Annotated in this window: 29 protein-coding genes and 1 pseudogene; 13 read left to right on the top strand and 17 right to left on the bottom strand. The window is 66.9% G+C overall.

Annotated elements, in window-relative coordinates:
* The first annotated feature begins 31 nt into the window (after positions 1 to 31).
* The 3 genes from ASC68_RS03985 to ASC68_RS03975 are packed head-to-tail and all read left to right on the top strand — an operon-like array spanning position 32 to position 2,267.
* Positions 32 to 784 (top strand): ABC transporter permease subunit, encoded by a 753-nt coding sequence (locus tag ASC68_RS03985; RefSeq protein ID WP_197421037.1) that lies wholly within the window; start codon positions 32 to 34, stop codon positions 782 to 784.
* On the top strand, positions 781 to 1,518 hold the full coding sequence (locus ASC68_RS03980; protein WP_197421035.1) for an ABC transporter ATP-binding protein: 738 nt from the start codon (positions 781 to 783) through the stop codon (positions 1,516 to 1,518). Before ASC68_RS03985 ends, ASC68_RS03980 begins: the two co-directional genes overlap by 4 nt.
* Positions 1,515 to 2,267: an ATP-binding cassette domain-containing protein gene (locus tag ASC68_RS03975; RefSeq protein WP_055875035.1), complete on the top strand. Its 753-nt coding sequence runs from the start codon at positions 1,515 to 1,517 to the stop codon at positions 2,265 to 2,267. Before ASC68_RS03980 ends, ASC68_RS03975 begins: the two co-directional genes overlap by 4 nt.
* Positions 2,268 to 2,426: 159 nt before the next feature.
* On the opposite strand, the gene ASC68_RS03970 is transcribed toward ASC68_RS03975, so the two are convergent.
* The 8 genes from ASC68_RS03970 to ASC68_RS03935 form a co-directional block, all read right to left on the bottom strand.
* A complete protein-coding gene (locus ASC68_RS03970) occupies positions 2,427 to 2,927 on the bottom strand; it encodes a thermonuclease family protein (RefSeq protein WP_197421033.1) in 501 nt (166 codons plus the stop codon).
* Positions 2,927 to 3,682: a pentapeptide repeat-containing protein gene (locus tag ASC68_RS03965; protein WP_055875030.1), complete on the bottom strand. Its 756-nt coding sequence runs from the start codon at positions 3,680 to 3,682 to the stop codon at positions 2,927 to 2,929. The genes ASC68_RS03970 and ASC68_RS03965 overlap by 1 nt, the downstream gene beginning before the upstream one ends.
* 11 nt (positions 3,683 to 3,693) lie before the next feature.
* A complete protein-coding gene (locus ASC68_RS03960; RefSeq protein ID WP_055875027.1) occupies positions 3,694 to 4,446 on the bottom strand; it encodes a hypothetical protein in 753 nt (250 codons plus the stop codon).
* A 3-nt stretch (positions 4,447 to 4,449) separates the two neighbouring features.
* Entirely contained in the window at positions 4,450 to 5,058 is a 609-nt protein-coding gene (locus tag ASC68_RS28905) for a cytochrome c (RefSeq protein ID WP_055875023.1), read from the bottom strand.
* Between the two features lie 86 nt (positions 5,059 to 5,144).
* Positions 5,145 to 6,893: a PQQ-binding-like beta-propeller repeat protein gene (locus ASC68_RS03950; RefSeq protein ID WP_055875020.1), complete on the bottom strand. Its 1,749-nt coding sequence runs from the start codon at positions 6,891 to 6,893 to the stop codon at positions 5,145 to 5,147.
* 82 nt (positions 6,894 to 6,975) lie between these two features.
* Positions 6,976 to 8,025 carry a LysR family transcriptional regulator gene (locus ASC68_RS03945; RefSeq protein WP_055875017.1) on the bottom strand — a complete coding sequence of 350 codons (1,050 nt, stop codon included), beginning with the start codon at positions 8,023 to 8,025 and terminating at the stop codon, positions 6,976 to 6,978.
* Between the two features lie 147 nt (positions 8,026 to 8,172).
* Positions 8,173 to 8,604, bottom strand: a complete 432-nt coding sequence (locus ASC68_RS03940; protein WP_055875014.1) for a cytochrome c family protein — start codon at positions 8,602 to 8,604, stop codon at positions 8,173 to 8,175.
* A gap of 210 nt (positions 8,605 to 8,814) precedes the next feature.
* A complete protein-coding gene (locus ASC68_RS03935) occupies positions 8,815 to 10,062 on the bottom strand; it encodes a DUF3422 domain-containing protein (RefSeq protein ID WP_055875011.1) in 1,248 nt (415 codons plus the stop codon).
* A 211-nt stretch (positions 10,063 to 10,273) separates the two neighbouring features.
* On the opposite strand from ASC68_RS03935, the gene ASC68_RS03930 reads away from it, so the two are divergent.
* From ASC68_RS03930 to ASC68_RS03920, 3 genes are read left to right on the top strand one after another with little or no spacing between them, the layout of a single operon-like run.
* Positions 10,274 to 11,059, top strand: a complete 786-nt coding sequence (locus tag ASC68_RS03930; protein WP_055875008.1) for a hypothetical protein — start codon at positions 10,274 to 10,276, stop codon at positions 11,057 to 11,059.
* Positions 11,046 to 11,669 (top strand): hypothetical protein, encoded by a 624-nt coding sequence (locus ASC68_RS03925; protein ID WP_055875004.1) that lies wholly within the window; start codon positions 11,046 to 11,048, stop codon positions 11,667 to 11,669. Before ASC68_RS03930 ends, ASC68_RS03925 begins: the two co-directional genes overlap by 14 nt.
* Positions 11,666 to 12,286: a hypothetical protein gene (locus ASC68_RS03920; protein ID WP_055875001.1), complete on the top strand. Its 621-nt coding sequence runs from the start codon at positions 11,666 to 11,668 to the stop codon at positions 12,284 to 12,286. Before ASC68_RS03925 ends, ASC68_RS03920 begins: the two co-directional genes overlap by 4 nt.
* A 233-nt stretch (positions 12,287 to 12,519) precedes the next feature.
* Here the strand turns inward: ASC68_RS03920 and ASC68_RS03915 are convergent, their stop codons facing one another.
* Positions 12,520 to 12,846, bottom strand: a complete 327-nt coding sequence (locus ASC68_RS03915) for a hypothetical protein (RefSeq protein WP_055874998.1) — start codon at positions 12,844 to 12,846, stop codon at positions 12,520 to 12,522.
* A 74-nt stretch (positions 12,847 to 12,920) separates the two neighbouring features.
* Entirely contained in the window at positions 12,921 to 14,285 is a 1,365-nt protein-coding gene (locus ASC68_RS03910) for an FAD-containing oxidoreductase (RefSeq protein ID WP_055874995.1), read from the bottom strand.
* A 219-nt stretch (positions 14,286 to 14,504) separates the two neighbouring features.
* Between ASC68_RS03910 and ASC68_RS03905 the strand changes: the two genes are divergently transcribed.
* On the top strand, positions 14,505 to 14,858 hold the full coding sequence (locus tag ASC68_RS03905) for a DUF2934 domain-containing protein (protein ID WP_055874992.1): 354 nt from the start codon (positions 14,505 to 14,507) through the stop codon (positions 14,856 to 14,858).
* A 189-nt stretch (positions 14,859 to 15,047) separates the two neighbouring features.
* Here ASC68_RS03905 and ASC68_RS03900 read toward each other — a convergent pair whose 3' ends face one another.
* Together ASC68_RS03900 and ASC68_RS03895 are read right to left on the bottom strand one after the other, a co-directional pair.
* Complete coding sequence (locus tag ASC68_RS03900; RefSeq protein WP_055874989.1) at positions 15,048 to 15,398, bottom strand: RidA family protein; 351 nt, start codon at positions 15,396 to 15,398, stop codon at positions 15,048 to 15,050.
* An 86-nt stretch (positions 15,399 to 15,484) separates the two neighbouring features.
* Positions 15,485 to 16,303: an alpha/beta hydrolase gene (locus tag ASC68_RS03895; protein WP_055874986.1), complete on the bottom strand. Its 819-nt coding sequence runs from the start codon at positions 16,301 to 16,303 to the stop codon at positions 15,485 to 15,487.
* A gap of 118 nt (positions 16,304 to 16,421) precedes the next feature.
* On the opposite strand from ASC68_RS03895, the gene ASC68_RS03890 reads away from it, so the two are divergent.
* Both ASC68_RS03890 and ASC68_RS03885 read left to right on the top strand, forming a co-directional pair.
* Entirely contained in the window at positions 16,422 to 17,561 is a 1,140-nt protein-coding gene (locus ASC68_RS03890) for a PAS domain-containing protein (protein ID WP_055874983.1), read from the top strand.
* A 76-nt stretch (positions 17,562 to 17,637) separates the two neighbouring features.
* Entirely contained in the window at positions 17,638 to 18,210 is a 573-nt protein-coding gene (locus tag ASC68_RS03885) for a hypothetical protein (RefSeq protein ID WP_156387226.1), read from the top strand.
* Positions 18,211 to 18,228: 18 nt separating this feature from the next.
* Here ASC68_RS03885 and ASC68_RS03880 read toward each other — a convergent pair whose 3' ends face one another.
* Positions 18,229 to 19,683: an MFS transporter gene (locus ASC68_RS03880; RefSeq protein WP_055874976.1), complete on the bottom strand. Its 1,455-nt coding sequence runs from the start codon at positions 19,681 to 19,683 to the stop codon at positions 18,229 to 18,231.
* 148 nt (positions 19,684 to 19,831) lie between these two features.
* On the opposite strand from ASC68_RS03880, the gene ASC68_RS03875 reads away from it, so the two are divergent.
* The gene (locus ASC68_RS03875; protein ID WP_055874973.1) at positions 19,832 to 20,398 is read left to right on the top strand and encodes a TetR/AcrR family transcriptional regulator; all 567 of its coding nucleotides are present in this window, start codon (positions 19,832 to 19,834) and stop codon (positions 20,396 to 20,398) included.
* On the opposite strand, the pseudogene ASC68_RS03870 reads toward ASC68_RS03875, so the two are convergent.
* A pseudogene (locus ASC68_RS03870) lies at positions 20,395 to 21,259 on the bottom strand (sigma-70 family RNA polymerase sigma factor). The gene ASC68_RS03875 and the pseudogene ASC68_RS03870 overlap by 4 nt on opposite strands.
* A gap of 110 nt (positions 21,260 to 21,369) precedes the next feature.
* On the opposite strand from ASC68_RS03870, the gene ASC68_RS03865 reads away from it, so the two are divergent.
* Positions 21,370 to 21,837, top strand: coding sequence for a carboxymuconolactone decarboxylase family protein (locus ASC68_RS03865; protein ID WP_055874970.1), 468 nt, complete (start codon positions 21,370 to 21,372; stop codon positions 21,835 to 21,837).
* 165 nt (positions 21,838 to 22,002) lie between these two features.
* Positions 22,003 to 22,470 (top strand): carboxymuconolactone decarboxylase family protein, encoded by a 468-nt coding sequence (locus ASC68_RS03860; RefSeq protein WP_055874967.1) that lies wholly within the window; start codon positions 22,003 to 22,005, stop codon positions 22,468 to 22,470.
* 559 nt (positions 22,471 to 23,029) lie between these two features.
* Here ASC68_RS03860 and ASC68_RS03855 read toward each other — a convergent pair.
* Together ASC68_RS03855 and ASC68_RS03850 are read right to left on the bottom strand one after the other, a co-directional pair.
* Positions 23,030 to 24,061 (bottom strand): MerR family transcriptional regulator, encoded by a 1,032-nt coding sequence (locus ASC68_RS03855; protein ID WP_055874965.1) that lies wholly within the window; start codon positions 24,059 to 24,061, stop codon positions 23,030 to 23,032.
* 71 nt (positions 24,062 to 24,132) lie between these two features.
* Positions 24,133 to 24,816: a type 1 glutamine amidotransferase domain-containing protein gene (locus ASC68_RS03850; protein ID WP_055874962.1), complete on the bottom strand. Its 684-nt coding sequence runs from the start codon at positions 24,814 to 24,816 to the stop codon at positions 24,133 to 24,135.
* Positions 24,817 to 24,907: 91 nt separating this feature from the next.
* Here ASC68_RS03850 and ASC68_RS03845 point away from each other — a divergent pair, with 91 nt between their 5' ends.
* The gene (locus tag ASC68_RS03845) at positions 24,908 to 25,813 is read left to right on the top strand and encodes a LysR family transcriptional regulator (RefSeq protein WP_055874959.1); all 906 of its coding nucleotides are present in this window, start codon (positions 24,908 to 24,910) and stop codon (positions 25,811 to 25,813) included.
* On the opposite strand, the gene ASC68_RS03840 is transcribed toward ASC68_RS03845, so the two are convergent.
* Positions 25,810 to 26,580: a DUF4239 domain-containing protein gene (locus ASC68_RS03840; RefSeq protein ID WP_055874956.1), complete on the bottom strand. Its 771-nt coding sequence runs from the start codon at positions 26,578 to 26,580 to the stop codon at positions 25,810 to 25,812. The two genes, ASC68_RS03845 and ASC68_RS03840, sit on opposite strands and share 4 nt — an antisense overlap.
* Between the last annotated feature and the right edge of the window lie 70 nt (positions 26,581 to 26,650).

Below are 26,650 nucleotides of genomic sequence, written 5' to 3'. Positions count from 1 at the left end.
AGCCGTAACCTCCAAGGGGCAGCAGCAGCGCGTGGCGAGACGAGGCATTCCCCTCGAGCTCGTCAGCCTGCTGCTGTTGCTGGCTGCCTGGCAGGTCCTCGCCATGCTGTTCCCGGCGCGCCTGTTCCCCACCCCGATCGATGTCGGCGCCCACGTCTGGACGCTGGCGACGACGGGAAAACTCCTGCCCGATCTCGGCAAGACCCTGACCCGCGCCACCATCGCCTTCGTCATCGCCATGGCGCTCGGCACCGCCATCGGCATCGGGCTCGGCCGCTCGCGCGTCGCCGACCGGCTGTTCTCCGCCTGGGTGGTGGTGGGCCTCAACGTCCCGGCGATCGTCATCGCCATCGTGCTCTATATCTGGCTCGGCCTCACCGAGTTCGCGCTGATCCTTGCCGTGGTGCTCAACAAGCTGCCGCTGGTCATCGCCACCATCCGCGAGGGCGTCCGCAGCTTCGATCCCGCCTATGACGATCTCGGCCGCGCCTTCCGCATGCCGTTCCTGCGCCAGTTGCGGTTGATCGCCGTGCCGCAGCTGATGCCGTTCGTCCTCGCCGCGGCGCGCACCGGGCTCAGCCTGATCTGGAAGATCGTCCTCGTCTTCGAGGTGCTGGGCTCCGATGGCGGCGTCGGCTTCCGCATCTCGGTGTTCTTCCAGTTCTTCGACATCAAGGGCATCTTCGCCTACACCACCGCCTTCATCCTGGTGGTCTTCGTCTTCGAGTACCTGATGCTCCGGCCGCTCGAGCGCCGGGTGCTGAAATGGCGGCAGCCGCGATGAGTGGTCCCCGTCTCGATATCGCCATCGCCGGCAAGCGCTTCGATTTCCTGCCCGAGCCACTGCTCGAGCGCTTCGAGCTCATGATCGAGCCCTCCTCGGTGGTGGCGCTGGTCGGCCCCTCCGGCGTCGGCAAATCCACCCTGTTGCGCATGGTCGGCGGCATCGACAGGCTGTTCTTGGGCACCATCAGTGTCGACGGGATGCCAGCTGCCGCTGCCCCTCCCGCAGGGTTCGTATTCCAGGATGCCCGTCTCCTCCCCTGGCTCACGGCCATCGACAACATCCGCGCCGTCCGCCCCCAAACCACCGAGGCCGAGGCCATCGAGATGCTCGGCCGGGTCGGCCTCAGCGGTTTCGAGCACTACTTCCCGCACGAGCTGTCGGGCGGCATGCAGCGGCGTGTCGCGCTGGCTCGCGCCTTCTCGGTCAATCCGCGTCTCCTGCTGCTCGACGAGCCCTTCGTCTCGCTCGACCGCACCCTGGTGCGCGAGATGGAAGAGGTGCTGTTCGCGCTGATCGCGGCGAGCCACCCCACCGTACTGCTGGTCACCCACCTGCCCGAGGACGCGGCGATGCTCGCCGACCGCGCCATCGTGCTGAGCGGCCGCCCCGCCCGCATCACCGCCGACTACCGCTTCGATATCCCGCGTGGCCAACGCAGCCGCGAGCAGCGCGAGGCCATAGCCAACCAGATCGCCGCCTCCGTCACTGCCGTGGAGACCGCCGCCCCATGACCGAGCCCGTCCTCGCGCTCACCGAGGTGCGAAAGTCCTACGGCAGCAACGAAGCGCTGAAGGGCGTCTCACTCGACATCGCCCCTGGCGAGATCGTCGGCCTGCTCGGCCCCAACGGCGCCGGCAAATCCACGCTGTTCCAGATCTGCTCGGGGCTGTTCTCGCCCGATGGCGGCGCGGTCAGGCTGTTCGGCATGGGCTACAAGGACAATGCCTCCGAGATCCTCAAGCAGCTCGGCGTGGTGTTCCAGTCGCGTTCGCTCGATCTCGATATGAGCGTTCGCGCCAACCTCAAATTCCACGGTAATCTGTTCGGCCTCTCCGGCAAGCTGCTCAACGAGCGCATCGACAGCGCCGCGGCGTTCTTCGCCGTCACCGAACTGATCGACAAACCGGTCCGCACCCTCTCGGGCGGCAACCAGCGCCGCATCGAGATCGTCCGCGCTACCCTCAACATGCCCTCGCTGCTGCTGATGGACGAACCCTCGGTCGGCCTCGACCCCAGCACCCGCAAACTGCTCGGCCAGCACATCCGCGGGCTGCGCGATACACACCAGACCTCGATCCTGTGGGCCACCCACCTGGTCGAGGAAGTCGAACACGCCGACCGCATCGCCCTGATAGTTGCCGGCAAGATCATCCGGGTGGGCACACCGGCGGAGATCATCGCCGCGGCAGGGGCTGAGACGCTGGCGGATGCCTATATCGCGCTGACCGGGGTGAAGCCGGTGGCTGCGGCGGTGGAGTAGCCGTTGCCGCTGGTGGCTGTGGACCCCCACCCTTAATCCCTCCCCGCAAGGGGGAGGGAGACGCGTGCTGCAATGTCGGTGTGAGGGTCTCCCTCCCCATGTTTAGGGGGAGGAGACAGGGGTGGGGGTCAGCCCGCGCCGGCCCGTCATGCGGCAGCCCTACCGATAATTTCGCGGATCGGTCTTCCGGAACTCCCACGGCGCATCGATCTTCGCCCCCGGCTGGAACACCCCGATCGCCGCCGCCTTGGCTTCCTCCTCCTCAGCCAAGTAATCGTCGCCCTGCTCGACGAAGGCTCGCGCCATGCCGAGCCGTACCAGCTCGGCGCCGATATCCTTGCCCGCCGATATGCACACTCCGTAACGCCGGTTGAACTTGTCCGGCTCGCCTGGCGTCAGCGTGCAGCTGGCTTCGCCCGAGGCAATCAGCTCGCCCAGCGCCTGCCGCGCCGCGCCATAGCAATCCCACAGGAGGTCTCCGACAAAGCATTTCTGCGGCCGCTCCGGGGCGTCCACCGCCCAGAGGATCACCCGCTGCTTTTCCACCATGACGATATCGGCATCGACCACCTTGGCCGCCCCGCTCACTACTTCCTGCGCCGTAGCGCCCGACACCGCCGAGATCAGTGCCAGCGCGGCAAGGCTCAGTTTCCCATGCATCATTCCGCCCCCTGCACCCGCCCGTCCGGCAGGATGTTGCGTGTGTACGTCGCGTCGGCAAACTGCTCGAGCTTCAGCCTGGCCCGGGTGAAGCGGTTGTCGCTCAGCACCGCGCCGGCAAAATCGGCATTGTCGAGCGCCGCGCCGTAAAAGTCGGTCAGCGACACCTTGGCGTCCGCGAAACTGGCTCCCGCCGCCGTCGCCTGCAGGAACCCGGCGCTGGTAATGGTGGCGCCGTCGAATTTCGTCCGCCCGAGACTCGCTTTCTCGAAATTGGTGCGCTCCAGCGAGGCGCCGGTGAGGTCGGCATTATTGAGCCGCACTTCCTTCATCACTGCCCAGTCGAGATCGGCGCCGCGGAGGTCAGCGCCGGTCAGCCGCGCATGCTGCATGCGCGTGGCGGTGAGATCCGCCTTGCCAAGCTTGGCGCCGGACAGTTGCGCCTCATAGAACATCGCATCCTTGAAATGCCCGCCGCTCAGGTCGGCACGGCTCAGATCGGCGAGGTTGAAATTGGCTCCCTCCGCCATGACGCCGCTGAGCTTGGCGCCCTTGAGGGTGGTGCGGTGAAAGCTGGCATTGGTGAGGTTGGCCCCGCTGAGATCAACGCCGCTGAGGTCGAGCTTCTTGAAGCTCTCATTGCTGAGGTCGCAGCCGCGGCACTCGGTGCGCGCGCCGCTCCGCAGCTCGTCCGCCGGGCTGGCCAGGGCTGCGCCCGGCACCAGCACCAGCAACGCCAACAGCCCCATGCGCATCGGGTCTCTCCTCATCGTACTGGCCGCGTGTCCGGCTCATACGGCTTCTGCACCACCTCGAGCCGCGTTGCTGACTGGAAGTAGTTCTTGTTGATCTGCTGGGTCTCGAGGTTGATCGAGGTCTGCCCCTTCTTGCGGAAATAGGTGGCCTCGAGCCGCATCCGTGCGTCGCCCTCCGGGCTGTCCGCGGTGCAGATCTCATGCACGAAGATCTTGCCCACCGGCAGTTGCCCATCGGCCGGCGGCAGGTCCTCGCAGCTCTGCGCCCAGCGCCCATAACGCGACTTGAGGTTGCGCGACAGCGTCATCGCCACCCGCCGCTCGCGGTCCGCCGCCCGCTCGTCGGTGACGACGCGGATGCCGCGCGCCATCCCCTCGGCGTCGATCAGCACCGAGAACACCACCGGATGGGCATAGATCGAGTTGCCGCCCTGCATGACGCGATACTCGGTCTCCAGCGCCTTGGCGATGTAGTCGGCCTCGTCGTCATTGGTGAAATACACCTCGTGCAGCCCGCTCTGTTCCGCCGGGCACTTCTCGAACTCGGAGAAATCCTTGAGCGGTGTCGAGGGCGGCCCGCCATTGGTGCCGCAGGCGATCTCGGCGATTTCAGCCGGCGGAATCTGGCTGGCGGGCAACCCGAACTTGATGTCCCAGATAGTGTATTTCGGCACGAGGTTGGCGTCGAACTGCGCCAGCGCCGGCGGGGTCACCGCCAGCGCACCGAGCACACCAAGGCAAAGTCGCAGCAGACCGAGCCGCATCGCTTACTTCTTCAAAAAGGCGCAGGCCTTCTCGGCCGAGGCGCCGAAATAGAAGGCGCAATCCTCGTAGGTCGCCTTGGGCTTTCCCTGGATGTGGGTCTGGATGTAGGCGACGAGGCTGATGATATCTTCCTTCTTCAGCGACTTGCCCTTGTGCGGCGTCTGGCCTTCCTCGAAGTCGGCCTTGGTCATGCCGTAGCAGCGATCGTCCTTATAGGCCGAGGCATCGTGATAGGGCATCGGCGTGCCCGGGATGCCGCAGCTGATGATCTCGATGAAGCCCTGCGCATCGAGGCCGGAGTCGCGCAGCAACGCCGCGGCGCCTTCCGAGCGCGGGTTCTTGCCCAACCCATTGCCGTCCCAGCCATGGCAGGAGACGCAGTTGCCGCCCTTGCTGCCATAAACCACGACGCCGCGGTTGATGTCGGCGCCGGCCAGCAGCGGATCGAGTTCGACCGCCGCGGCATCGGCCGCCGGCGCCTCGGCGGGAGCGGCAGTCTCTGCTGCCGGGGCATTGGCCGGCGGCTGCGCGGCATGGAGCGCCAACGGGGTGACCGCGATGAGGCCGGCCGCGACGAGCAGCGCCAGGGATTTGCGGTTGAGGAGCGACATCTAAGACTCTTCTTTCTTCAATGAGCTGTGCCGGGCGGTAGGAAACCGCCCGGCATCGTTAGCTTGGGGATGGTCGCGGGCCGCTGTCAGAGCGCGAACACGTAGAGCACGTTGGCCGCGGGACGGTTGGCGAGCTCGGGGTAACCGAAGGTGGTCACGGCGCTGCCGCCGGCCGCGATCGCGATATACTCCTTGTCGCCGACCTTGAAGGCGATCGGCGGAGCGCTGAACGTGCCGCCCATGTTGATCGACCACTTCTGCTCGAGCGTCTTGGCGTCATAGGCGCCGAAGGTGCCATCCATCTCGCCGGTCCACACCAGGCCCGGCGTGGTCATCACGCCGGCATAGTTCGGATACGGACGCTCGATCCTGGCGACCTGCTTGCCGGTGGTGACGTCGAAGGCGAAGATCGAACCGGTCTGGGCGCCGGAAGCCGCCGCCGCGCCACCCGCGAAAGTCGTCGCGCCGGGCACCACGTCTTCGGGAGCGCGCACTTCGATGGTCAGGTCGGAACAGCCTTCAATGCCGGCGCCGTAGGCGATGTTGGAGGTCGAGTCGACCGCCGGGGGCCAGAAGTTCATGCCGCCCTGGATGTTCGGGCAGGTATTCACCGTCTCGCCGCCACGACGCATCGTGCCATTGGCATAGACCTGGAGCGGCTTAGACGCATCATACTCAACCGGCTTGCCAGTCTTGGGGTCGATGCCCTTGGTCCAGTTCAGCTTCGACACATAGGGGTTGGCCGCGATGAACGATCCATTGGTGCGATCCAGCGTGTAGAAGATGCCGTTACGGCCGAAATGCGCCAGGACCTTGCGGTCTTCGCCGTCGACTTTGGCGTCGACGAGCAGCTGGGCGCCGACTTCGTCATAGTCCATGTAGTCGCCGGGGGTATACTGGAAGTGCCACTTCAGCTCGCCGGTATCGGCGTCGAGCGCCACGGTCGAGTTGGAATAGAGGTTGTCGCCAGGACGATATTCCGGATCGTACATCGGCACCGGGTTGCCCGTGCCCCAATAGGTCACGTTGCTGGCTTCATCATACGAACCCGTCACCCAGGCCGCCGCGCCGCCGGTCTTCCAGCAGTCCGGGTTGCCCGACTGGTCGCACAACCAGGTTTCGGAGCCGGGCTGGCCGGGCTCGGGAACCGTGTAGAAGCGCCAGACTTCTTCGCCGGTCTTGGCGTCGAGCGCCGCCACCCAGCCGCGGGTCGCCCAGTCGCCATAGGACTGGCCGACGAGGATCTTGTCCTTCACCACCAGCGGCGCATTGGTGAAACCTTCGCCCGGCTCCTTGCCGACCTGCTGGTCCCACACCACGTCGCCGGTCTCGTCGTCGAACGCCATGACGCGACCGTCATTGAGCGCGGTGATCACCAGGTTGTCGACCAGCGCCAGGCCGCGCGAGGCGAGCAGGATGCCGCGGCTCGGGTCCTTGTCGACGCCGGTATCGCCGACCCACACGGTCTTGCCCTGCTTGCCGTCCGAAGCGTCGATCTTGTAGGGCGTGCCCCAGGGGTCGGAGATGTAGAGGAAGCCGTCCTTGGCGAGCGGCGTTGCTTCCATCGAGCCGGCGCCGAACCCGGCCGGCTCCGAGCCGCCGAGCGGCACCGCGAAGGCGAGCTTCAGGCCCGAGACGTTCTCGGGAGTGATTTCGCTGAGCGGTGAATAGCGGTGCGCGTCATAGGTGCGATGCACCATCAGCCAGTTGCCGGCTTCCGCTTCGCTGCCCGCGGCGGAAAGCCGCGCGGCGGTCACATCCGCAGCGAGGGCCAGCCCCGGCAGGACCAGCATACTGCCAGCCAACATGGCGGACATCAGGTGTTTCAGGTGCATTGGTCTCCCCCTTCAGGATCGTTCTTGTTTGGCACACTGGCGCCACATAAGACCGATGCGCGGGGGAGTTTGCCTATGTCATCTATTGGAAATTCTGCTGCACCCCGGCGGCTACCCGCCCGCCCACCAGTTCCTTTTCCAGCCGCGCCCGCTCGGGCGTCGGCAGCTCCAATACGCTGTCGGCAGGGACGTTCTGGGCGTACTCGTGCCGGCAGAAGTCGGTCAGCCGCTTGAAGATATTGGCATAGCCCGGCAGCGTCATTAGGTGCTTGGGCATGGCGAGGACGATCGAGCGGTCCATGCCGCTGAGCGTATAGACCCTGAGCCGCGCCCGCACCGAGTTGGGGAGGCTCGGCAACAGCGACAGCGGCACATGCGTCGTCGCGAGGCCCTCCGCCACGATATCGGTCGCCGCCACATAGGTCATCGCCGAGAAGGCCGGCGTCGCATAGGGCAGGTTCGAGCGATACCAGGCGTCCGACACCGGACGCATCGGCACATTGGCGCTGATCTCGACATAGCGGGTGAGCGAGGCATCGAGCTGCGACGCCTTCACCCCCTTGGTCAGCGCCTTTTCCAGCATGCCGCCCGGCAGGTCCGCCGGCACCAGCAGCACCATCGGATCGCGGAACAGCAAGGCCGTGGCAAAGCTCGAGCGGTCCTCGGCCAACGCTTCGTCGTTGACGATCACGCAGTTGAGCTGGTGCAGCCGCAACTGCTCCACCAGCTCGCTGCTGGTGGTGGCATAGCTCACCTCGAACTTGGCAAAGCCCTGCTCGTCGCTGGCGATGCGCGCCGCCGCCGACAGGAACCGCCCGCGCAGCGTGGGCGACAGCCCGATCCTGAGGAACACCCGGTTATCGACATAGCGCTTCTCGTGTTCGTCGATCGCCTGGTCGAACTTCCTGAGCACCTCGTCGGAGAACTTGAACCAGTACTCGCCCGACGGCGTCAGGCTGACCGTTCCGGTGCGGTTGCGATTGATCAGCTGCGTGCCCAGCCGCTCCTCGAGCTTGGCCAGCTGCTGGCTGATCGAAGGCTGGCTCAGCCCGACGCGCCGCGACGCTTTGGTGATCGATCCTGCGATCACCACGGCGCGGAAGATCTGCATCTGCTTGAGGGTGATATCCATTGTGGCCCTGAATGGTGGGCGCTTATGTCATCACAATACGACACATTCGATAAGGCAATATAAGGTCGCATACCCCCCATTTGCGGGGTGCGCAGAAACGCCCTCCCCGTTTCCGGAGAGGGCGTTGATAACGCTGTCAGATTCGACTTACTGCGCCGCGGGAGCAGCCGGCTCGGCGGGCGCCGCAGCATCGGCCGGAGCGGTCGAGAAGGTCTGCAGGTAGGCCACGATATTATCGAGGTCGGCCTGCTCCTTGAGCCCAGGGAAGCTCATCTTGGTGCCCTTCACGAAGTCCTTGGGCTTGGTGAGGAACTGGTGCAGCGTCTCGGACGACCACACCAAACCACCGGCGCCTGCATCGGTCATCGCCTGGGAATACTTGAAATCAGGGGCGGTGCCGGCGACGCGGCCGAACAGCTCGTTGAGCTCCGGCCCCACCTTGTTCTTGGCGCCTTCGCCCACCGCGTGGCAGGACGCGCACTTCTTGAACACATTGGCGCCGGCCGCCGCATCGCCTTGGGCAAAGGCCGAACCTGTCAGCAGGGCCGATACCACCAAACCAAGAGCCAGGACTTTCATAACGTTCCTCCAAACAGCCGCCGTACGACACGCGGGCTTAGTCACATGGGCAATCTCTGGCGGCCCGTAAGGTTGCAAGTCAAGCGACCGCACGTCGCAGGGGCGGAGTCGGCTCGCCGGCACTGACCTCCGCCCAACCCAATGGCATGCGGCTTGCTTAGCGTCCGAGGCCGCAACCATCCCACCCACCGGCGGTTTGCCAACCTGCCCTCACGAATGCCGGCTCCGCAACCTCCGGATGCCCAGAAACACCAGCACCACCACCACCGGCGCCGACACCGCCAGCATCTCACCCTTGGTGAATGGCAGCACCTCGTGCAGCCCCTCGAAGATATAGCCCAGGATCCCCAGCGCGTAATACGAGATGGCGATGATCGACAGCCCTTCGACCGTCAGCTGCAGCCGGTACTGGCTGCGGCCGGTCTGGCTGATCGCATCGAGCACCGAACGGTTCTGCGTCTGGATCGACAGGGTGATCCGCGCGTCGAGCAGCGAGATCGAGCGCCGCACCTTCTCGGTGAGGCCGCTCAGCCGCTTCTCCATCGCCTTGCAGGTGGCGAGCGCCGGCTGCACCCGATTGTTGAGGAACCGCTCGATGGTGGTGAACTCGCCGATAGCGTGTTCACGCAGCCGCGTCAGCCGCTCCGCCAGCACCTCGCCATAGGCCTGTGTCGCGGCGAAGCGAAAGCTCGTCTCCTCCACCGTGCGGCTGATATCGACGCTGAGCTTATGCAGCGCCTCGAGCGACAGCTGGTGGTCCTCGGCGGTATCCCCGCCCTGCCCGACCTGCTGCATGATCGCCGCCAGCTGGTTCTCGTAAGTCGCAACCCGACCGCCCATTTCGCGCGCCAGCGGCAACCCGATCAGCGCCATCGTCCGATAGGTTTCGATCTCCAAAAGCCGCCTGACGATCACCCCGATCCGCAACTCGCCGCTGCGCCCCGCCGCCACCTCGAACCGGGTGAAGCCGTCCGCGTCGAGATGGAAGTCGGTCGCCGCCTGCGCCCCATCATCGAAGATCGACGAGTAGCAGAGACTGAGCGGATTGAACCCGGCGAGCGCTGCCGCTTCGATCGTGTCGGTCGGCATCACGTCGATGCGGGTGGCGAACACCAGCAGCAGCTTCTCGTGCAGCTCGAGCCCGATTCCCTGGGGCTTGGCGTCCCAGTCGTCCGCCGCGCCGCTCCAGGTCATGGTGGCGAACTCGTTGTGCAGTTCCCACGTCACCTGCCGCCCATCGCGGCTGAAGGCCAGCTGCCGCGCCCAGGCCGGCCCTTCCGGCGCCACCCCGGCCACCACCGCCATCTGCGCATGCAGCGCCCTCAGGTCGCTGCCGCCATCGGCGCTCATAAACGCCAGCCGCCGGATGCGGATCGGCGGGGTCATCCCCAGCACCGGCCGCGCATGCGTCTCCGCATCGATCAGCCGCCGATAGCTATGCTCACGCCACTCCGTCACTGCCCGCCACCTCATAGCTTTCGGCCACAGCCTGAACGCAGCCGCGTCGCGCAGCAATCGTCACTTTGTCGCGGCTCCAGCGTCGTTGGCATTTCCAATGCGATGCATAGGCAGAGGCGATTGGCCGGCCATGCTAGCGGTGGCAGCAACCTGAAGCATCGCGCTCCCCGTCCCGAACGAGGCGAGCCGACCGGGTGTGGAGGAACGGGTCTTGGACGACGTAAAGGCGGCGGTCATCGGACCGCCCATCGAGAGGCGTGACTACAACCCGGTGCTGCGCTGGCTGATCGTCAACGTGCTGGTGGCGATTGGCCTCGTGACGCTGTGGCAGCTCGGCTTCCTCGGCTCGGTGCTCGCCTCCGACCACACCCGCATTTCGCTGCTGATCTTCGCCATCTTCGTCATCACCAGCCTCCATTGCCTGGTGCAGGCGATCGACATCAGCCGCGAGCTGATCGCCGCCCGCCGGGCCCGCGCCGTGATCGAAGCCGAGGGCGCCTCGGGCTTCCGCCTCGCCGGAAACAACGTCCTCACCGGCGCCGGCACCCTGCTCGAGCCGGGCGTCCTCACCACCCATGTCGGCAACCTGGTGAAAAAGGCCGAGATCCGCGGCAAGGGCCAGCTCGACCAGACGCTGCTGCTGCGCTCGGTCGCCGATAAACTGCGGGCCCGCGAAAAGCTCGGGCTGTTCGTCTCCGAAGGGTTGCTGCGGCTGGCGCTGCTCGGCACCGCTATCGGCTTCATCCTGATGCTGATCCCGATCGCCGGCCTAACCTCGTTCGAGGCCGACACGCTGCGCGGCGCACTCAGTGGGATGACCGGCGGCATGGCCGTGGCGCTCAACGTCACCGTCGCCGGCATCGCCACCGCGCTGATCCTGAAGTTCCAGTATTTCCAGCTCGATGCCGCCATCGGCGAGCTGTTCTCCGGGATCGCCGAAGTCTCCGAGATCTACGTCGTCCCGGCGATCGAGCGGAGCCACGATGGACGGGCCTAGCCTCTTCACCGGCGCCGAGGGCGACGACGGCACCTTCGTCCCGTTCACCGACATCCTGTTCAACGTGCTGCTCGGCTTCACCATGATGGTGTTCGTCGCCTTCGCGCTGATCCGGCCGGATGCCAAATCGGGCATTATCGACACCAATGCCGAGTTCATCATCACCACCACCTGGCCCGATGATAACGACGACGACATCGACACCTATGTCGAAGACCCGACCGGCAACGTCGTCTGGTACCACTCGATGCAGAAGGGCTTCGTCACCCTCGATCGCGACGATCGCGGCAATTATCTCGACGAAGTCACCGTCAATGGCGTCACCCACCACATCGCGCTGAACCAGGAGACGGTGACCATCCGCGGCATCCTGCCGGGCGATTACACCATCAACGTCTACCACTTCACCAACCCCAGCGCTGCCGCGGTGCCGGTGACGGTGAAGGTCGAAAAGATCAATCCCAAGCTGTCGGTGGTCTACTACGACACGCTGGTCCTCGATCACAAAGGCGACGAGAAGACCGTGGTGCGCTTCAGCCTCGACAAGGACGGCACCGTCAGCGGCATCAACACCGTGCCGGTCTCACTGATCCAGGCGGTCCGCAAATGAACCCGCTGGTCATTGCCGGTGCAGTCGCGCTGTTCCTCGTCCTGGCACTGCTGCTCCTGAGCCTCAACCTCACCTCGCTGTGGAAATGGTGGATCAAGGCCGGCGCCATCGTCGTGACGCTCGCGGGGGTGATCGTGCTCTACTTCACCATGACCGGGCTCGTCGGCTGGGCCAGCTCGGGCGACCTGCCCAAGCGCTTCGGCCTCCTCGCCACCCGCATCGTCGAGCCGGACAAGCTCGGCAACCTGCCCGGAGCCATCTACCTCTGGGTCGAGGAAGTCGACGACCGCCAGATCGTCATCGGCCCGCCCCGCGCTTTTGAGGTGCCCTACAAGGTGGAAATCGCCACCGAGGTCGCCTCCGCCCAGCAGCAGATCGAAGGCGGTGGCAAGGTGCTCGGCCAGTTCGCCGCCACGGGTAATGCCGAGGCCAATGCGGCCCAGACCGCCCAGCAGCAGGGCCAGGGCGCCATCAACACCGACGGCAACGCCAACCGCCAGGCCAGCGGCGGCGGCGAAGGCGCCGAAACCATCGGCGACCCCGGCGCCCTCAGCTTCTCCGAAATGCCCCCGGTCGACCTCCCAGACAAGGCCGCTGTAATTCAGATGGGGCAATGAGACTGCTCCCCCACCCGCGTGGCGGGAGGCGACTGACCGCCGGCAGACGGCCCCCTCCCATCCTCCCCCATGAAGGGGGAGGTGCCCCGCCGGTGTGTTTTGCATGATCGAAGACAGAGCCTCGACTCTTCTCCTCCCCCTTCATGGGGGAGGCCGGGAGGGGGCCGTCTCTATCAGTCGGGCCTAAGCGCCGACCCGGACTTGCTGGCTGGGCAGTGGAGCCGCAGCGTGGCCTACTTGCTCAGCGCATCCGCCGCATAGCTCAGCGCGTGCTCGACCGCCCGGATTTCCACCACCAGCGGCGCCACTTTGGGGTCCGACTCCCACGCTGAAAACCCGCGCTGCTTGGCGAGTTCGGTGAGATCGGTGGCCCGCTGCCCGACGATCCCCGCCGCCGTTCGCGCTTCGCCCAGCGCGTCGGCCCGCACCGAGTCCGGCGTCTGCGGGTTGTTGGCGAGGCTCTGCAGCCGCTTGGCGTTGATTTTCCACTGCCGCGCGAACTCTTCCGCCCGCTTGAGGCGGAACGAGATCACCGTATCGCTGAGTGCTGCCTCTCCCATGCCCCCACCATTGATTCGGGTCGTTGAAGAGTCAATTTGGCGCGCCGATTTTGATCGCCAGATGGCAGCCGTCACTAAAGCAGTGGCTTGAGGTCCGCCAGCAGCGTCGGCACCAGCTCGCTCACCGTCGGATGCACGTGCATGGTGCGGATGATGGTGTCGACATCGACGCCGGCCGCCATCGCCTCGAGCAGCGACTGCATTACCTCGTCGCCCTCGATCCCGAGCAGCGCCACGCCGAGGATCTGCCGCGTCTCGGCATCGGCGAACACCTTCATGAACCCCAGGTTCTCCGCCCGTTCATTGGCCCGGCTCACCCGGGTCATCGGCCGCACCGCCACCAGCGCCTTCTTGCCCGAGGCCCGGACCTCGGCCTCGCTCATCCCGGCCCGTCCGAGCGGCGGATCGATATAGAGTGCGTAAGCCGGCACCCGCTCGCTCACCTTGCGGTCGGCGCCATCGAGCAGGTTCTGCGAGACGATCTCGAAGTCGTTGTACGAGGTATGGGTGAAGGCGCCGCGCCCGTTCACATCGCCCAGCGCATAAATATGCGGCTGGTTGGTGCGGAGCTTGTCGTCGACCGCGATATAGCCGTCATCGTCAAGCGCCACACCCGCCTTTTCCAGTTGGAGATCCTCGACATTGGGTACTCGGCCCAGCGCCAGCAGCAGGTGGCTGCCTTCCACCGCCTCGCTGCCGCGGCGGTAGCTGACCGCCACCCCGTCGCCGCGCCGCTCCGCCGCCATGCAGCTGGCACCGGTGATCACCCGGATCCCCTCGGCTTCGAGAATATCGCGGATGGTCGCCGAGACGTCCTCGTCCTCTTTGGCGGTGAGCCGCGAACTGCGGGCCAGCACCGTCACCTCGGCCCCGAACCGCCGATACATCTGGGCGAACTCCAGCGCGATATAGGAGCCGCCGGCAACCAGCAGGTGCTTTGGCAGCGTGTCGAGCTCGAGGATCGAGCTGTTGGTGAGATAGGGCACATCAGCCGCCCAATCAGGCACGACCGGCCGCGCCCCGGTATTGAGGAAGAACTGCTTGCCCGTGAGCACTTCGCCGTTCACCTCGACCGCGTCAGGCGAAACGAACGCCGCAGAACCGCGAAACACTTCCAGCCCCTCGGTCGCGCCCATCCAGTCGTCGAGCCCCTGGCGCGAGGCGAGCACCACCTTGTCCTTGCGCGCTTTCACCGCCGCCATATCGACGCTCACCGGCCCGGTCACCACGCCGAAATCCCTCGCCCGCCGGGCCAGCCACGCCACCCGCGCGCTCGCCACCAGCGTCTTGGTCGGCTGGCAGCCGTCATTGACGCAGGTGCCGCCCATATGCCGCCGCTCGATCAGCGCCACCTGCTGCCCGGCGCCGGCCAGTCGCGCCGCAAGGAACGGCCCCGCCTGCCCACCCCCAATGACGATGGCGTCGAACGATCGGCTCATGGCTGAACTCCGCAAATTTCAGGCCGGACCTTAGCCGCCCGCTCGCGATCTCGGAAGCGGCCCAGCTGGGCCACGTATTGGCAAGTGCGGCGCCAATGTCGTTCATAGCTCACTTGCATCGAGGCCCCTTCGCCTCGTCATGTGTCGCTGCTAGGCTCATCTGGTCTGCATTAGGGTTGGCGCGCCATCCCGGTCGCGCCCCTGGCTCGGGGAATGACAATGCCCGCCAAATCGAAACCAGCCGACTCCGCCGCGATGGTCAGCGAAGACGCCGTCCGCCAGCGCGCCTATTACCTGTGGGAAGCCGACGGGCGCCCCGACGGCAAGCACGACCACTACTGGACGCTGGCCCACCAGGAGGCCACCAAGGCCTTCGCCGAAGCGACCGCCAACGGTGTCGCCAAGGCCGGCAAGGGCAAAAGCCCCGGCGCCATCCCGGCCGCGGTGAAATCGAAACCGCCGAAAGAGGCCAAGCCGGTGAAGGTGAAAGCGGCGAAAGCCGCCGAGGCCAAACCCGCCAAGAAGGCTGCCACCAAGCCGCGCGCCGCGGTGCCTGCCAAGAAGGCGAAGTAGTTTCAGTCGTCTCCCTCCCCCTTGTGGGGAGGGATCAAGGGTGGGGGTGGCCGCACGCTCCGCGCGTGGAATTCCCCCACCAGCTACGCAACGGACTTGGCCGCGCCAAGTCCTGCTTCGCTACCCCGCGGCGAGGGCGGCCCGCCCTCGTCCGGCTCCCCACAAGGGGGAGGGACAAGGCCGCAGCACTCAGTCCTTCGCCGCCACGGCGATGATCTCGACCTTCAGCGACGGGTGCGCCAGGCGCGCTTCGATGGCGGCGCGGGCCGGCGGGTTGGCCGGGTCGATCCAGGCGTCATAGACGGTGTTCATCGCGGCGAAGTCGCCGATATTGTTGAGGATCACCTGGCAGAACAGCACCTTGGACTTGCTGCTGCCGGCTTCGGCCAGGAGCTTATCGATCGCCGCCAGCACTTCGCCGGTCTGCTTCTCGATCGAACCGTTATAGTCGGTCGCCACCTGCCCGGCGAGATAGACGGTGTTGCCGTGGACCACGGCCTGGCTCATGCGCTTGCCGGGCTGGTAACGGGTGATGCTCATCGGATGCTCCTCAAATGAAATACGGAGCCTCTGTAGCGGCTCCGCCATCAGGGAGAAAGCAGAACTTCCGCCCTATTGCGCCCGCCTCAACCGGCGCAGTCGCGAACGAATGCCGCCAACAGATCGTTGAACGCGCCGGGGTGGCTGGCCTGCGGCATGTGTCCTGCGCCGGCGATGCGGAACGCCCGGCCGCGCCACAGCCGGCGATAGGGCGCCGCCTCGACGAACTCCAGGTTGACGGCGCTGTCATCGCCGCCGTTCACCACCGCAATCGGCACGGCAGCGCTCCGCACCAGCTCGCGCTGATCGGCCGCCTGCTCCCCCAGCAGCGCCCCCACCACGGTGGTGCGGCTGCGCCCATCGGCGCGCCGGATCGCCCCGCGCAACCCTTCGGCGAGTTCGGGGCTGTCGATCGCATGGGCCGCAATGAACCTCTCGACGTCAGCCTCACCAAACTCCGCCTTGCCCGACAGTTCGATGGCGGGGCCGGGTAGCCACGCCCCGGTCAGGCTTGCCGTGTCCTTGGCAAAGGGTGGAGCGCCAACCAGCATCAGGCCGCGAGCATCAGGGAGTTGCGCCGCCAGCTCCAGCGCAATGTGACCACCCAGCGAGGTGCCGACCACCACGACCGGTCCGATCCCCATGGCCGCCACCAGTTCGGCCAGGTACTGGGCATGCCCGCCAAGCGTGTAGTCGCGTCCCGGCTCGCTGGCGTCTTCCGATCCACCGTGTCCGATCAGATCCGGCACCACTACGCGATAGTGTGGTGACAGCGCCTCGACCTGTCGCGAGAACACCTCCTTGTGCCCCGAATTTCCGTGCAGCAACAGCACCGCGGGCGCACCCGAACCCGCATCGATAGTCTCCACGACGCCGGCCCGTGTCTTGACCCGTGCAACATTCATGCATCAACTCCGCAGAATCTGTTCGCTCGCAGCAGCTGGATTTGAATACTGCACTTGACCGCCAAATCAAATGGTCGATTGTCAGCAAAGACAGTCACCAGAGGGACAGGATATCCCGTTGCTCGACATTGCCGAAGAAAGTTATGGCGTTCTGGTTCGCCGTGTCTATTCCGCCGGCCTCGATCGCGCCAGATGGTCGGAGTTTCTCGCCGATCTTTCGACCCTGATCGGTCGATCATGGATCGCCTTGCATGGGCACGACACGGCCCGCAACGTCAATCTTGGCTTCCTGACCCACAATTACAGCCCCGATCATCACTCGTCGTATCTGCAGCATTTCGCCGCTCGCAACCCATGGAACGCACAGGCGGCACGCGTCCCGGTCGGGGCGGTGATCCATTCGCAGATCCTCCTGGAGCCGGGCGTGCTGAAGCGCACCGAGTTCTACAATGACTGGATCCGGCCGCAGGACGACATCGGCACCGGCGCCGGCGTTACGCTGTTCCGCGATCGCGAACGCTTCCTGCGCCTCTCATGCAATGTCCGCTTCCGCGATCTCGAGAGCATGGAGGCCCGGTTGCTCGGCCTGCTCGAAGCCATCGGCCCGCACGTCCAGGCCTCATTCCAGCTGTCGCGCCGCCTCGCCGGCGCCCGCGTCGGCCAGCATTATCAGGATGCCCTGCAACTGGTGCCGGAGGCGGCCCTGCTCCTCGATCCCACCGGTCGCATCACCTTTGCCAACGCCGCGGCAGAGCGGCTGCTGGAGGGCACCAGGGCCATCGCAACCGCCGATGGTCGCATCACCCTGCCCGACCAGTCGGCGCAACAAGCACTCGAGGCCGCGCTGGCCGCCATCACCCACGGAACAACCAGCCCCGGCGCGCCGATCACCATCCGAACCGATACCGCGCCGCTCGTCGCCGAACTCTTCCCGTTCGTTTCCGGCGAGGCGCCGGTCAAGCCGCCTTTGCTTGTTCTGCTCGAAGGCCTGCCGACGGCGATCCTGATGCTGCGCCGCTCCACCTCGCCGCTGGGGGACGCACTGGAAAGCGCCGCGGAGCGCTATGGCTGGTCTCCAGCGGAGACGGCGCTCTGCCGGCACCTGCTCGAGGGCGGCTCGGTGCGCAGCTTCTCCGAGCGGCGCGGTGTCAGCTTTCACACTGCCCGCAACCAGATGCGCGGCGTGCTCGAGAAGGCCGGCGTACAGCGGCAATCGGCGCTGGTCGCCTTAGTGGCAAGCCTCGCCCCGCGCCACTGAAGTAGCGCATCTGCGTCATGCGGACCGCCGCCCCTTCTGCTGCTATGGCGCGGTCCACTTCGGGCACGACGAAACCATGCAACCCCTGCCGGCCCTCGTTCTCTCCCTTCTTACGGCGCTGTCGATCCCCATGGGAGCCGCGCTCCCCGCGCAACTCTCGATCATCGATGTCGACAGGCCCGAGGGCCGGCAGTCCTACCTGGAGCTCTCCGGCGACATCGCGGTCGGCGACTGGTGGAAGTTCGTCAAACTGCTCAAGCAGCACCCGTCGACGACGGGCGTGTGGCTGCGCTCCGCCGGCGGCTCGGCCGACGATGGCCTCGCCATCGCCAAGCACGTCTATGAGCACCGCCTCGACACCATGATCACCGACGCCTGCCACTCGGTCTGCGCCATCATTTTCCTCGCCGGCAGCGAGCGCTACCTCACCGTCGATGCGCGTCTCACCGTGCACAGCGCCTATAAGCAGCTCGCCGACTGGGTCGTCGAGGATCACCTCGCCAACGGTACCGTCGCCTGGTTCATCGGCCACATGGGCTATCCACTGCCGATCGCCAAACTCTGGGTCTCGACCGCCAGCGACGAGATGGCCCCGATCACCCTCGAAATGAACGACAAGCTGAAGCTCGGCTTCACCGTCATCAAGTAGCGCCGGGGCCTCGCCGCCTTATTCCGCCGGCGCCAGCACGGCAGTCGCCTGCTGCCGCTGCGCCCCGGGGATCAGCAGCGACACCACCATGGCGAGCGCCGCGACGCCGGCGAACAGCAGGAAGCCGGTAACGAACCCTGCCTCCTCCGGCACGCCATCGGCCGTATGGTGCGCCGTCACCACGGCCGTCATCACCGCCGTGCCGATCGCCCCGCCAATAGTGCGGATATTGGCGTTCATGCCGATCGCCGTACCGGTCTGGCTGGCCGGCACGTTCTGCACGATCACGCTGGTCAGCGCCGCATAGGCGAGCCCCAGCCCGATGCCGTAGACGCCACTGATCACCGCCACCTCCCAGATGCTGGCATGCAGCATTGCCAGCGCCACGCAGGAGAGCGCGATCACCGCCGAGGCGCCGGCGAGCTGCAGCTTGAACGGCACCACCCGGGCCAGCCGGCCGCTGAACACGCCGGCGACCGCCATCGAAACCAGCATCGGCAGCATCACCCAGCCGGCCTCGCTCACCGTCGCACCAAAGCCGTAGCCGGCCGAACTCGGCACCTGGATCAGCTGCGGCAGGAACACCCATACCGCGAACATCGCCGCGCCGAATAAGAGCGCCACGAGGTTGCTGGTCCACACTGCCGGCAACCGCATCATCTTCATGTCGATCACCGGGTTGGACGAGCGTACCTCGACCGTCACCCAGGCCGCCGCCAGCACCACTGCCAGTGCGAACAACCCGATCACCGCCGGCGAACCCCATCCCCAGCGTGTCCCAAGGCTCAAAGGCAGCAGCAGTGCGATCAGCCAGGCGGCGAGCAGCGCGGCCGCCAACCAGTTGATCGTGCCGCCGGCCTTGACCGGCGATTCGGGCACGAAGAACTGCGCCAGCGTCGCCGTTATCGCCACCACGGCAAGCGGCACCCAGAACAGCCCGTGCCAGCCGAACAGGTCGACGATCGGCCCGGCGAGAATGGTGCCCACGCCGCTCCCCACCGCGATCACCGCCGAGAGGATCCCCACTGCCGAAGGCACCCGCGCCGGTGGAAACTCGTCGCGGATAATGCCGAACGACAGCGGCACGATGGCGCCACCCAGCCCCTGCACGATGCGTCCGGCGATCACCAACTCGATGCTGGGCGCCAGCGCCGCGATCAGGCTGCCGAGCCCGATGGCGGCCAGCGCCAGCACCAGCGTCTTTGCCTTGCCGATCATGTCGCCGACCTTGCCGAGGATCGGCGTCGCCACCGCCGCCGACAGCAGCCAGGCGATCAGCACCCAGGAAACGGCGCTCTGGCTGGTATTGAGTTCGCTCTGCAGCGTCGGCAGCACCGGCGCCAGCAGCGATTGCAGCATTGCGAACGATGCGGCGCCGACCGCCAGCACCAGGAAGGTGAGGCTCGGCGACGCGGATTTGGGTGACGCAGATCTGCTTGTGGCAGATCTGCTTGTGGATTGGACGTTGGACATAATGATCCTGTCTCGCAAAACGGCAGTTCCGGCTTGGATTGTCCGTTGCGATTGGCTATGTACTGGAGGAAGCCTCCATATAAGTGGAGGGTTCCTCCGTTTAGCGGAATCAGTTTGTGCTGGCAATAGCCCGCCGAAAGAAAGTGCTATGACGACAACCCTCGCGGAACTGGTGCAGCGGCGTCCGAGCCGCGCCGATGCCCGGCGCAACTATGACAGCCTGATCGCCGCGGCGCGTCAGAGCTTTGCCGAAATGGGCACCGAGGCGCCGCTCGAGGAGATCGCGCGTCGCGCCGATGTCGGCATCGCCACGCTCTACCGCAACTTCCCCACCCGCGAGGCGCTGGTCGAAAGCGTCTACCTCGAGGAAGTACAGGCGGTGTGCAATGCCGCCGGCGAAGTCGATCACCTCGAGCCCTGGGAGGCGCTGCTCGCCTGGCTCCGCCGCTTCGTCACCTATGTCGGCACCAAGCGCGTGCTGGTCGAGGGGCTCAACCGCGACAGCAACACTTTTAAGGCCTGCCGCCTCGGGCTCTACGAGGCCGGCGCGCCGCTGCTCAGCCGCGCCCAGGCCGCCGGGCTGGTTCGCCCCGATGTCGCCATCGACGATGTCGTCCGGCTGGTTGCCGGCATTGCCGGCATCGGCTCCACCACCGAAGAGCAGCGCGACCGCATCCTCGGCATCGCCCTCGATGGCCTGAAGCGGGCTGCCTAAGCCGGCACGACCGCGAGCCCGGCCAGCCGGTCGGTATCGGCCAGCACCTCGATCTCGGTCACCCGCTCGCCGCTGACGGTGAAGCGCAGCACGCGGAACGGCGCGCCATCGCGCAGCACCACCACGGCCATCGCGCCATTGACCAGCGCCAGCTGCGCCTCCGGCATGAAGCCGGTGAGCGCGCGGCGCGCCACCACCTCGGCGCCCCGCGCCACCAGCGCCACCCCTGCCGGTACCGCACTGGCATCGGCGCGCAGCACCACCTCGGGGTCGAGCACCGCCAGCAGGGCCGCGAGATCGCCGCTCCGCGAGGCCCTCAGATACGCCTCCACTACCGTGCGATGCCGCTCCCGGCTCGGCTCGATAGTGTCGCTGCCGCCCTTCACCCGTCGCCGCGCCCGGCTGGCCAGCTGCCGCGCCGCATCGGTGGAGCGCCCGACGATCGGCGCAATCTCCTCGAACGGCAGGTCGAACATGTCATGCAGCATGAACGCCACCCGCTCCGGCGGCGGCAGCGTCTCCAGCACCACCAGCAGCGCCACCCCCAGCGAGTCGGCCATCTCAAGCGTACGCTCCGGGTCGTCCGCATCGGCCAGCGCCTCAGCCGCCGGCTGCTCCAGCGGCTCCTCGCGCCGCGCTTTGCGCGCCCGCAGCATGTCGAGGCACACCCCGCGCCACCACCGTGGTCAACCAGCCCGAGAGATTGCCGACTGTGCCGGTATCCGACCGGCTGAGCCGCAGCCAGGCTTCCTGCACCGCATCCTCGGCTTCCGTCATCGAGCCGAGCATCCGGTAGGCCACTCGCTTCAGGTGCCCGCGATCCGTCTCGAATCGGCTGGCCAGAATTTTCTCGTCGTCCATCGTCACATTCCCTGATCGCGCTCCGTCATAGCACTGACGAACGACGTCGGCCCGGTGTGACAGCCCGGGCCGGAAATCCTCCGTCAGCACGAAAACCGGAGCACAACAAAATGCAATCGCGTATGACCAACCCCGCCTTCGCCGTCCCCGGCGCCATGTCGGCGCTGCAGGCCATCAGCCAGGCCGCCCAGGCCAACCCTGCCGTCTCGCACCAGTTGCACGCCCTCGTTCACCTGCGCGCCAGCCAGATCAACGGCTGCAGCGTCTGCGTCGATATGCACGCGGCCGACCTGAAAAAGCTCGGCGATACCGACCGCCGCATCATCGCCGTCTCGGCCTGGCGTGAAACCTCGTGGTTCACCGCCCCTGAGCGCGCCGCACTGGCCCTGACCGAAGCCGTCACCCGGCTCAGCGACCGCGCCGATCCGGTGCCCGACGCCATCTGGGACGAAGCCCGCGCCCATTTCGACGACGCGGCTTTGGCCTCGCTCGTCCTCTCGATCGGCATGATCAACATCTGGAACCGCCTCAACGCCGCCACCCGCCAGATCGCCGGCGCCTGGAAAGCCGCTGCCTAGCCAGGCAGCCCTCTTTCTTCACCTCCCCCATTGTGGGGGACTTCGAGCCGTCCCGTAGGGCAAATCGCTCCGGTGGAGCGATTTGAGGTGAGAAGGCCATGAGAGCTACGCTCGAATGGCGAGGGAGGGGCCGTCCGCTTCAGTCATCACCCAAGGAAACCCGAAATGCCCCGCATCGCCCACCCCGCCTTCGCCGTTCCCGGCGCCATGGACAGCCTCGTCGCCCTCAGCAAGGCCAGCAAAGCCGTCCCCGGCCTGCCGCTGGCCCTGCTCGAGCTGATGCATCTGCGCGCCAGCCAGATCAACGGCGACGGCAACAACGTCAACCTCCACCCGCGCCTCGCCCGTGCCGCCGGCGAGACCTCGGAGGATCGCATCATCTCGGTTGCCTCATGGCGCAACACGCCGTGGTTCAGCGAACCCGAGCGGGCCGCCCTGGCGCTGACCGAGGCCGTCACCCGCCTCGACGACCGCGCCGATCCGGTGCCCGACGAGGTCTGGAACGAAGCCCGCCGCCACTATGACGAGCCGGTGCTGGCCGCCATGGTGCTGTCACTCGGCCTCGTCAACCTCTGGAACCGGCTCCACGTCGCCACTGGCCAGGTGGCCGAGCCGGTGAAGCCGGCTGCCTGAACCGCGCCACTCGGCAGTCCTACAGACGGCGCCCCAAACTCGGTGTCATCCCTGCGAAAGCAGGGACCCAAACCCCCGGCGAGGGCTCTGCCCTCGTCCGACATCGCAGCGCAAGTGGGTAGATGGGTCCCTGAGCTTTCGCTGGGATGACAGCCGGTGGATGGGGCACGACCATAACTTAGCGCATACAGGCTGGCGCCCAGGCCAGGCTGTATCTGGCCCGTGATGATCGTTGCGCCCGGCCCCACTTCGCCGTTTGCTGTTGTGCCCTACATCCGGAAATCCGGCGGCAGCCCGATATCGCTTAGCACCCGGGACGACAGCGGGGCGACTCCGCCGCGGCGGTACGGTCGGAGCGTGCGCCGAAGCAGCGCGTCGGCGCGACGCCGCGCGATGAACCAGCGCAACACGCTGAGGAGCCCGCCTTTCTCCTCACCAGGATCGGCGGCCGGCGCGCGGCCCGGGTCTCCGACCAGGCTCGTCTCTAGGACCGGGAATGTCCCGCCCCCCCGATGAGGCCCCCGGAGATAACGGCGTGACCGTCCCATCCTGCCGCATCTCACGCCACCTGCGGCCGCGTGGCGATGATGCCTTCGGTGCGCGCCCGCACTTCGGGCGTCGCAAGGCATGTCGCCACCGCCTCATAGCCGGTCGCCCCGGGATAGGGCGCCACCAGCGTCGGCGGGCTGTGGTTCGCCGGGCAGAGGATGATCGCCTCGTCCGGTCCCACCGCCGCGAGATCGAGGACGGCGTTTGACCGCGTCATCGCAAACACCGGTCGCGCCCCCGGCCCGCGATGTCTCAAATGCGCGACCACCGCCTCCTGCGACGACTGTTCGAGCCCCTGCTCGAGCATGTCGATCACCAGCACCGTCGGCCACGCGGCCTCGAGCCCGGCGACCAGCGCCGTCAGCGCGTCGGACGCCGATGCGCCATCCTCGATCAGCCAGCCGAGCGTCCGCTCGACCCGCTCGCGCAGCGCTGCATCGGCGTCCATCCGCGCCTCCGCCGCCACGCCATCCACCAGCCGGTCGAGACCCAGGAACAGCGCACCCGGCAGTGCTTCGGTGAGCTTCTGCGCCAGCCGCGTCTTGCCGCTGCCCAGCGGTCCGATGATGTAGCTGAGCGGCTTGATCTGCCGCAGTTCGAACGTCTCGCCGCCCCACGGCCACGGCAGTTCGAACGACAGGCTGATCGGCGCCTCGGCCCCGAGCAACTCCGCCAGCGCGCCCGTCCCCGGCACCTCGCCACGCGACAGACTCTCGCGCAGTTGCCGCACCCGGTCGAGCATTCCCGCCAACTGCTGCAGCCGCCCCTCCAGCACGCCCTGATGCGCCGCGAGCGACGCCTCGAGCCCGCGCGGATCGCCCGCCAGCACCCGCTGCACCTGCGCGAGGCTCAGTCCCAGCGCCCGCATCGCCACGATCTCGCCGGCCCGAGCCATTTGCTCGGGCCCGTATGTTCGCCATCCCGCCGCCGTGCGCACCGGCACGATCAGCCCGCGCTGCTCATAGAGCCGCAGCGCCTTGGCGGAAACGCCGAGCCGGCTCGCGGCATCGGATGCGTTCAGAAACTCAGTCGAGGAACCCATGAATCACCCCGTCATTGCTTGACCGCATCCCTTATCGGGGCGGCCCCATGGGCCGAGTCAACAGGGCATGCTCATCCCAGCGCTTCCAGCACCAGCCTGGCCACCAGCGCCGACGAGGCCGGGTTCTGCCCGGTCACCAGCCGCCCGTCGGCCACTGCGAAGGGCTGGAAATCGGCGCCCTTCTCGTAGCGCCCGCCAAGTTGCTTGAGCCGGCTCTCGAGCAGGAACGGCACCGTCTTGTCGAGCCCGGCCGCCACTTCCTCGCTGTCAGTGAACCCCGCGACGCGCTTGCCTTGAACCAGCGGCGCACCTGAGGGATCGGTGACCGCCACCAGCCCCGCCGGCCCGTGGCACACCGCCGACACCACCTTGCCCGCGGCATAGGCGGCGCTCAGCCCCGTTGCCAGCGCCGCGCTGCCCGGCAGGTCCCACACCGTACCGTGCCCGCCCGGCAGGAACACCGCGTCGTAGCTCGCGACATCGACCGCATCGATCGCCGGGGTCACTGCCACCGCGCGCTGCGCCTCGGGATCGGCGAGGAAGCGCTGCACACTCTGAGGCAACTCGCCGCCTAGGCTCGACGGATCGACCGGCACCTTGCCGCCTTTGATCGAGGCAATGGTCACCTCGGCCCCCGCATCGCGGAACGCATAATAGGGCGTCGCCAGTTCTTCGAGCCACACGCCGGTCGGCTTGCCGGTGCTGCCGATACGGTCGTGCGAGGTGGTGACGATCAGGATGGAACGATTGGGCATCTGAGCCTCCGCTGTTTCAACTGCCAGCTATCTGGGGCTCCATCCGTGCATTGGGAAATTGCATGTTCTTGCCTGAGTGATAAGATTTTTTATGAGTTACCTCGATCACCTGCGCAGCTTCGTGGCTGTCCACCGGCTGGCCTCGGTCACGGCAGCCGCCCGCAGCCTCGGGCTGACCCAGCCGGCGGTCAGCGGCCATCTCAAGGCACTTGAAGCCCGGCTCGGCCGTCCGCTGTTCGAGCGCGCCGGCCGCGGCATCGTGCCGACCGCCAGTGCCGATGCGCTGGCCGCCCGCATCGGCAACCACATCGATGCGCTGGAGACAGTGCTTGATGGCGTCGCCACCCGCGGCAGCGAGCTCACCGGCACCGTCACCATCGGCGGCCCGGCCGAGTTCATGACCGAGCGCGGCCTCCCCGCCCTCGCCCCGCTCGCCAGCCGGCACATCGCCGTGCACGCCCGCTTCGGCCTCGCCCGCGACCTTATCGGCCAGCTCGAGCGCGGTGATTTCGAGCTGGTGGTGGCGGCACAGCGCATCCCCCGCCCCGCCATCGCCTACCAGCAGCTCTTCACCGAACGTTTCCTGCTGGTCGGCGCGCCATCCTTCGGCGACCTGATCCCGGCCACTGCATCGGCCGAAACCATTGCTGCCACCCTGGAAGTCGCGCCCTGGGTCGCCTACGCGGCCGACCTGCCGATGATCCGCCGCTTCTTCCGGGCTGGCCTCGAGCGCGACCTCGCGCCGCCGGAAACCTCGATCGCCCCCGACCTCCGCGCCGTCCGCGCCATGGTCGCGGCAGGTGCCGGCATCAGCGTGCTGCCCGATTATCTGTGCGCCCGCGCCGTCGCCATGGGCGAACTCGTCGAGCTGTGGCGTCCCGCCGTCCCGGTCACCAATACCGTCTGGCTCGCGACCGGCAAATCGGGCCGGCACCCGCGCGTCTCGCTGGCCATCGACCTGTTGCGCCAGGCCGCCACCAGCTGGGGCGACGCCTAGCTCTCCGCCAGGAGCTTTGCCGCCAGCGTCTGCAACGGCCCCGGTTGCAGCTCGGCCGGCGGGCTGTAGGGGTTGGAGAAGCCGAAGATCAGGAACAGGATGGCGCCGGTATAGGCGCTGAACAGCCCCAGCAGCACCAGGTTGTGCCGCTCCGGGGTGTAGATGTAGTGCCCGAAGGCGATCAGCACGACGCCGGACAGCGCCGCGATCCAGAAGAAATGCGCCACCGAGGTGATCGCCTCGCTCTGCCGCATGTCGCGCGAGGCGGAGATCGCGTGCAGACTCGCCAGCATGTGGTCGCGCAGGCTGACCTGCCGCGGCGTCTGCGGTATCAGGTCGAGCACCCGGTCGTAGGCCGTCGACCAGATCGCCCAGGCCGCGTCGCTGAGCCCGTTCCCGGCCCCGAGCTGCTCCCACTCGGTGTCGATCACTGCCCGCAGGTACCCGCGCATGTCCTGCTGCAACGGCCCGAGCAGCGTGGCGTCGTAGCGCGCCGCATCGTTGAACACGTCGGCGATGGCGCTCGCCTCGGCCGCGGTCTGGGTTTCGAGCCGCTGGTACGAGGTCATTTCCTGGGCGAACACCAGCGCGATGATCAGCCCGTGCAGCGCGGCGATGCGCGTCACCATCGCCCCGGCCATTTCCTTGTGCCGCTCATACGGCCCGCGCCCGGCGAACCAGCGGGCCAGCATGTAGCTGCCCAGCGACAGCGTGACCGTAGCGATCACGAAAAGCAGCCCGAACGCTATGTCGGTTACGATCCCCACCGGCCGCCCACCCTCATCGCTGCACCCAGTTCTTCTGCTAGCAAACTTGCGCACGCCCGTCCAAGCAACC

Source organism: Devosia sp. Root105 (genome assembly GCF_001424865.1).
GTDB lineage: Bacteria > Pseudomonadota > Alphaproteobacteria > Rhizobiales > Devosiaceae > Devosia_A.
The sequence above is the reverse complement of the archived record's forward strand: the minus strand, read 5'-3'. Positions and strand labels throughout refer to the sequence as shown.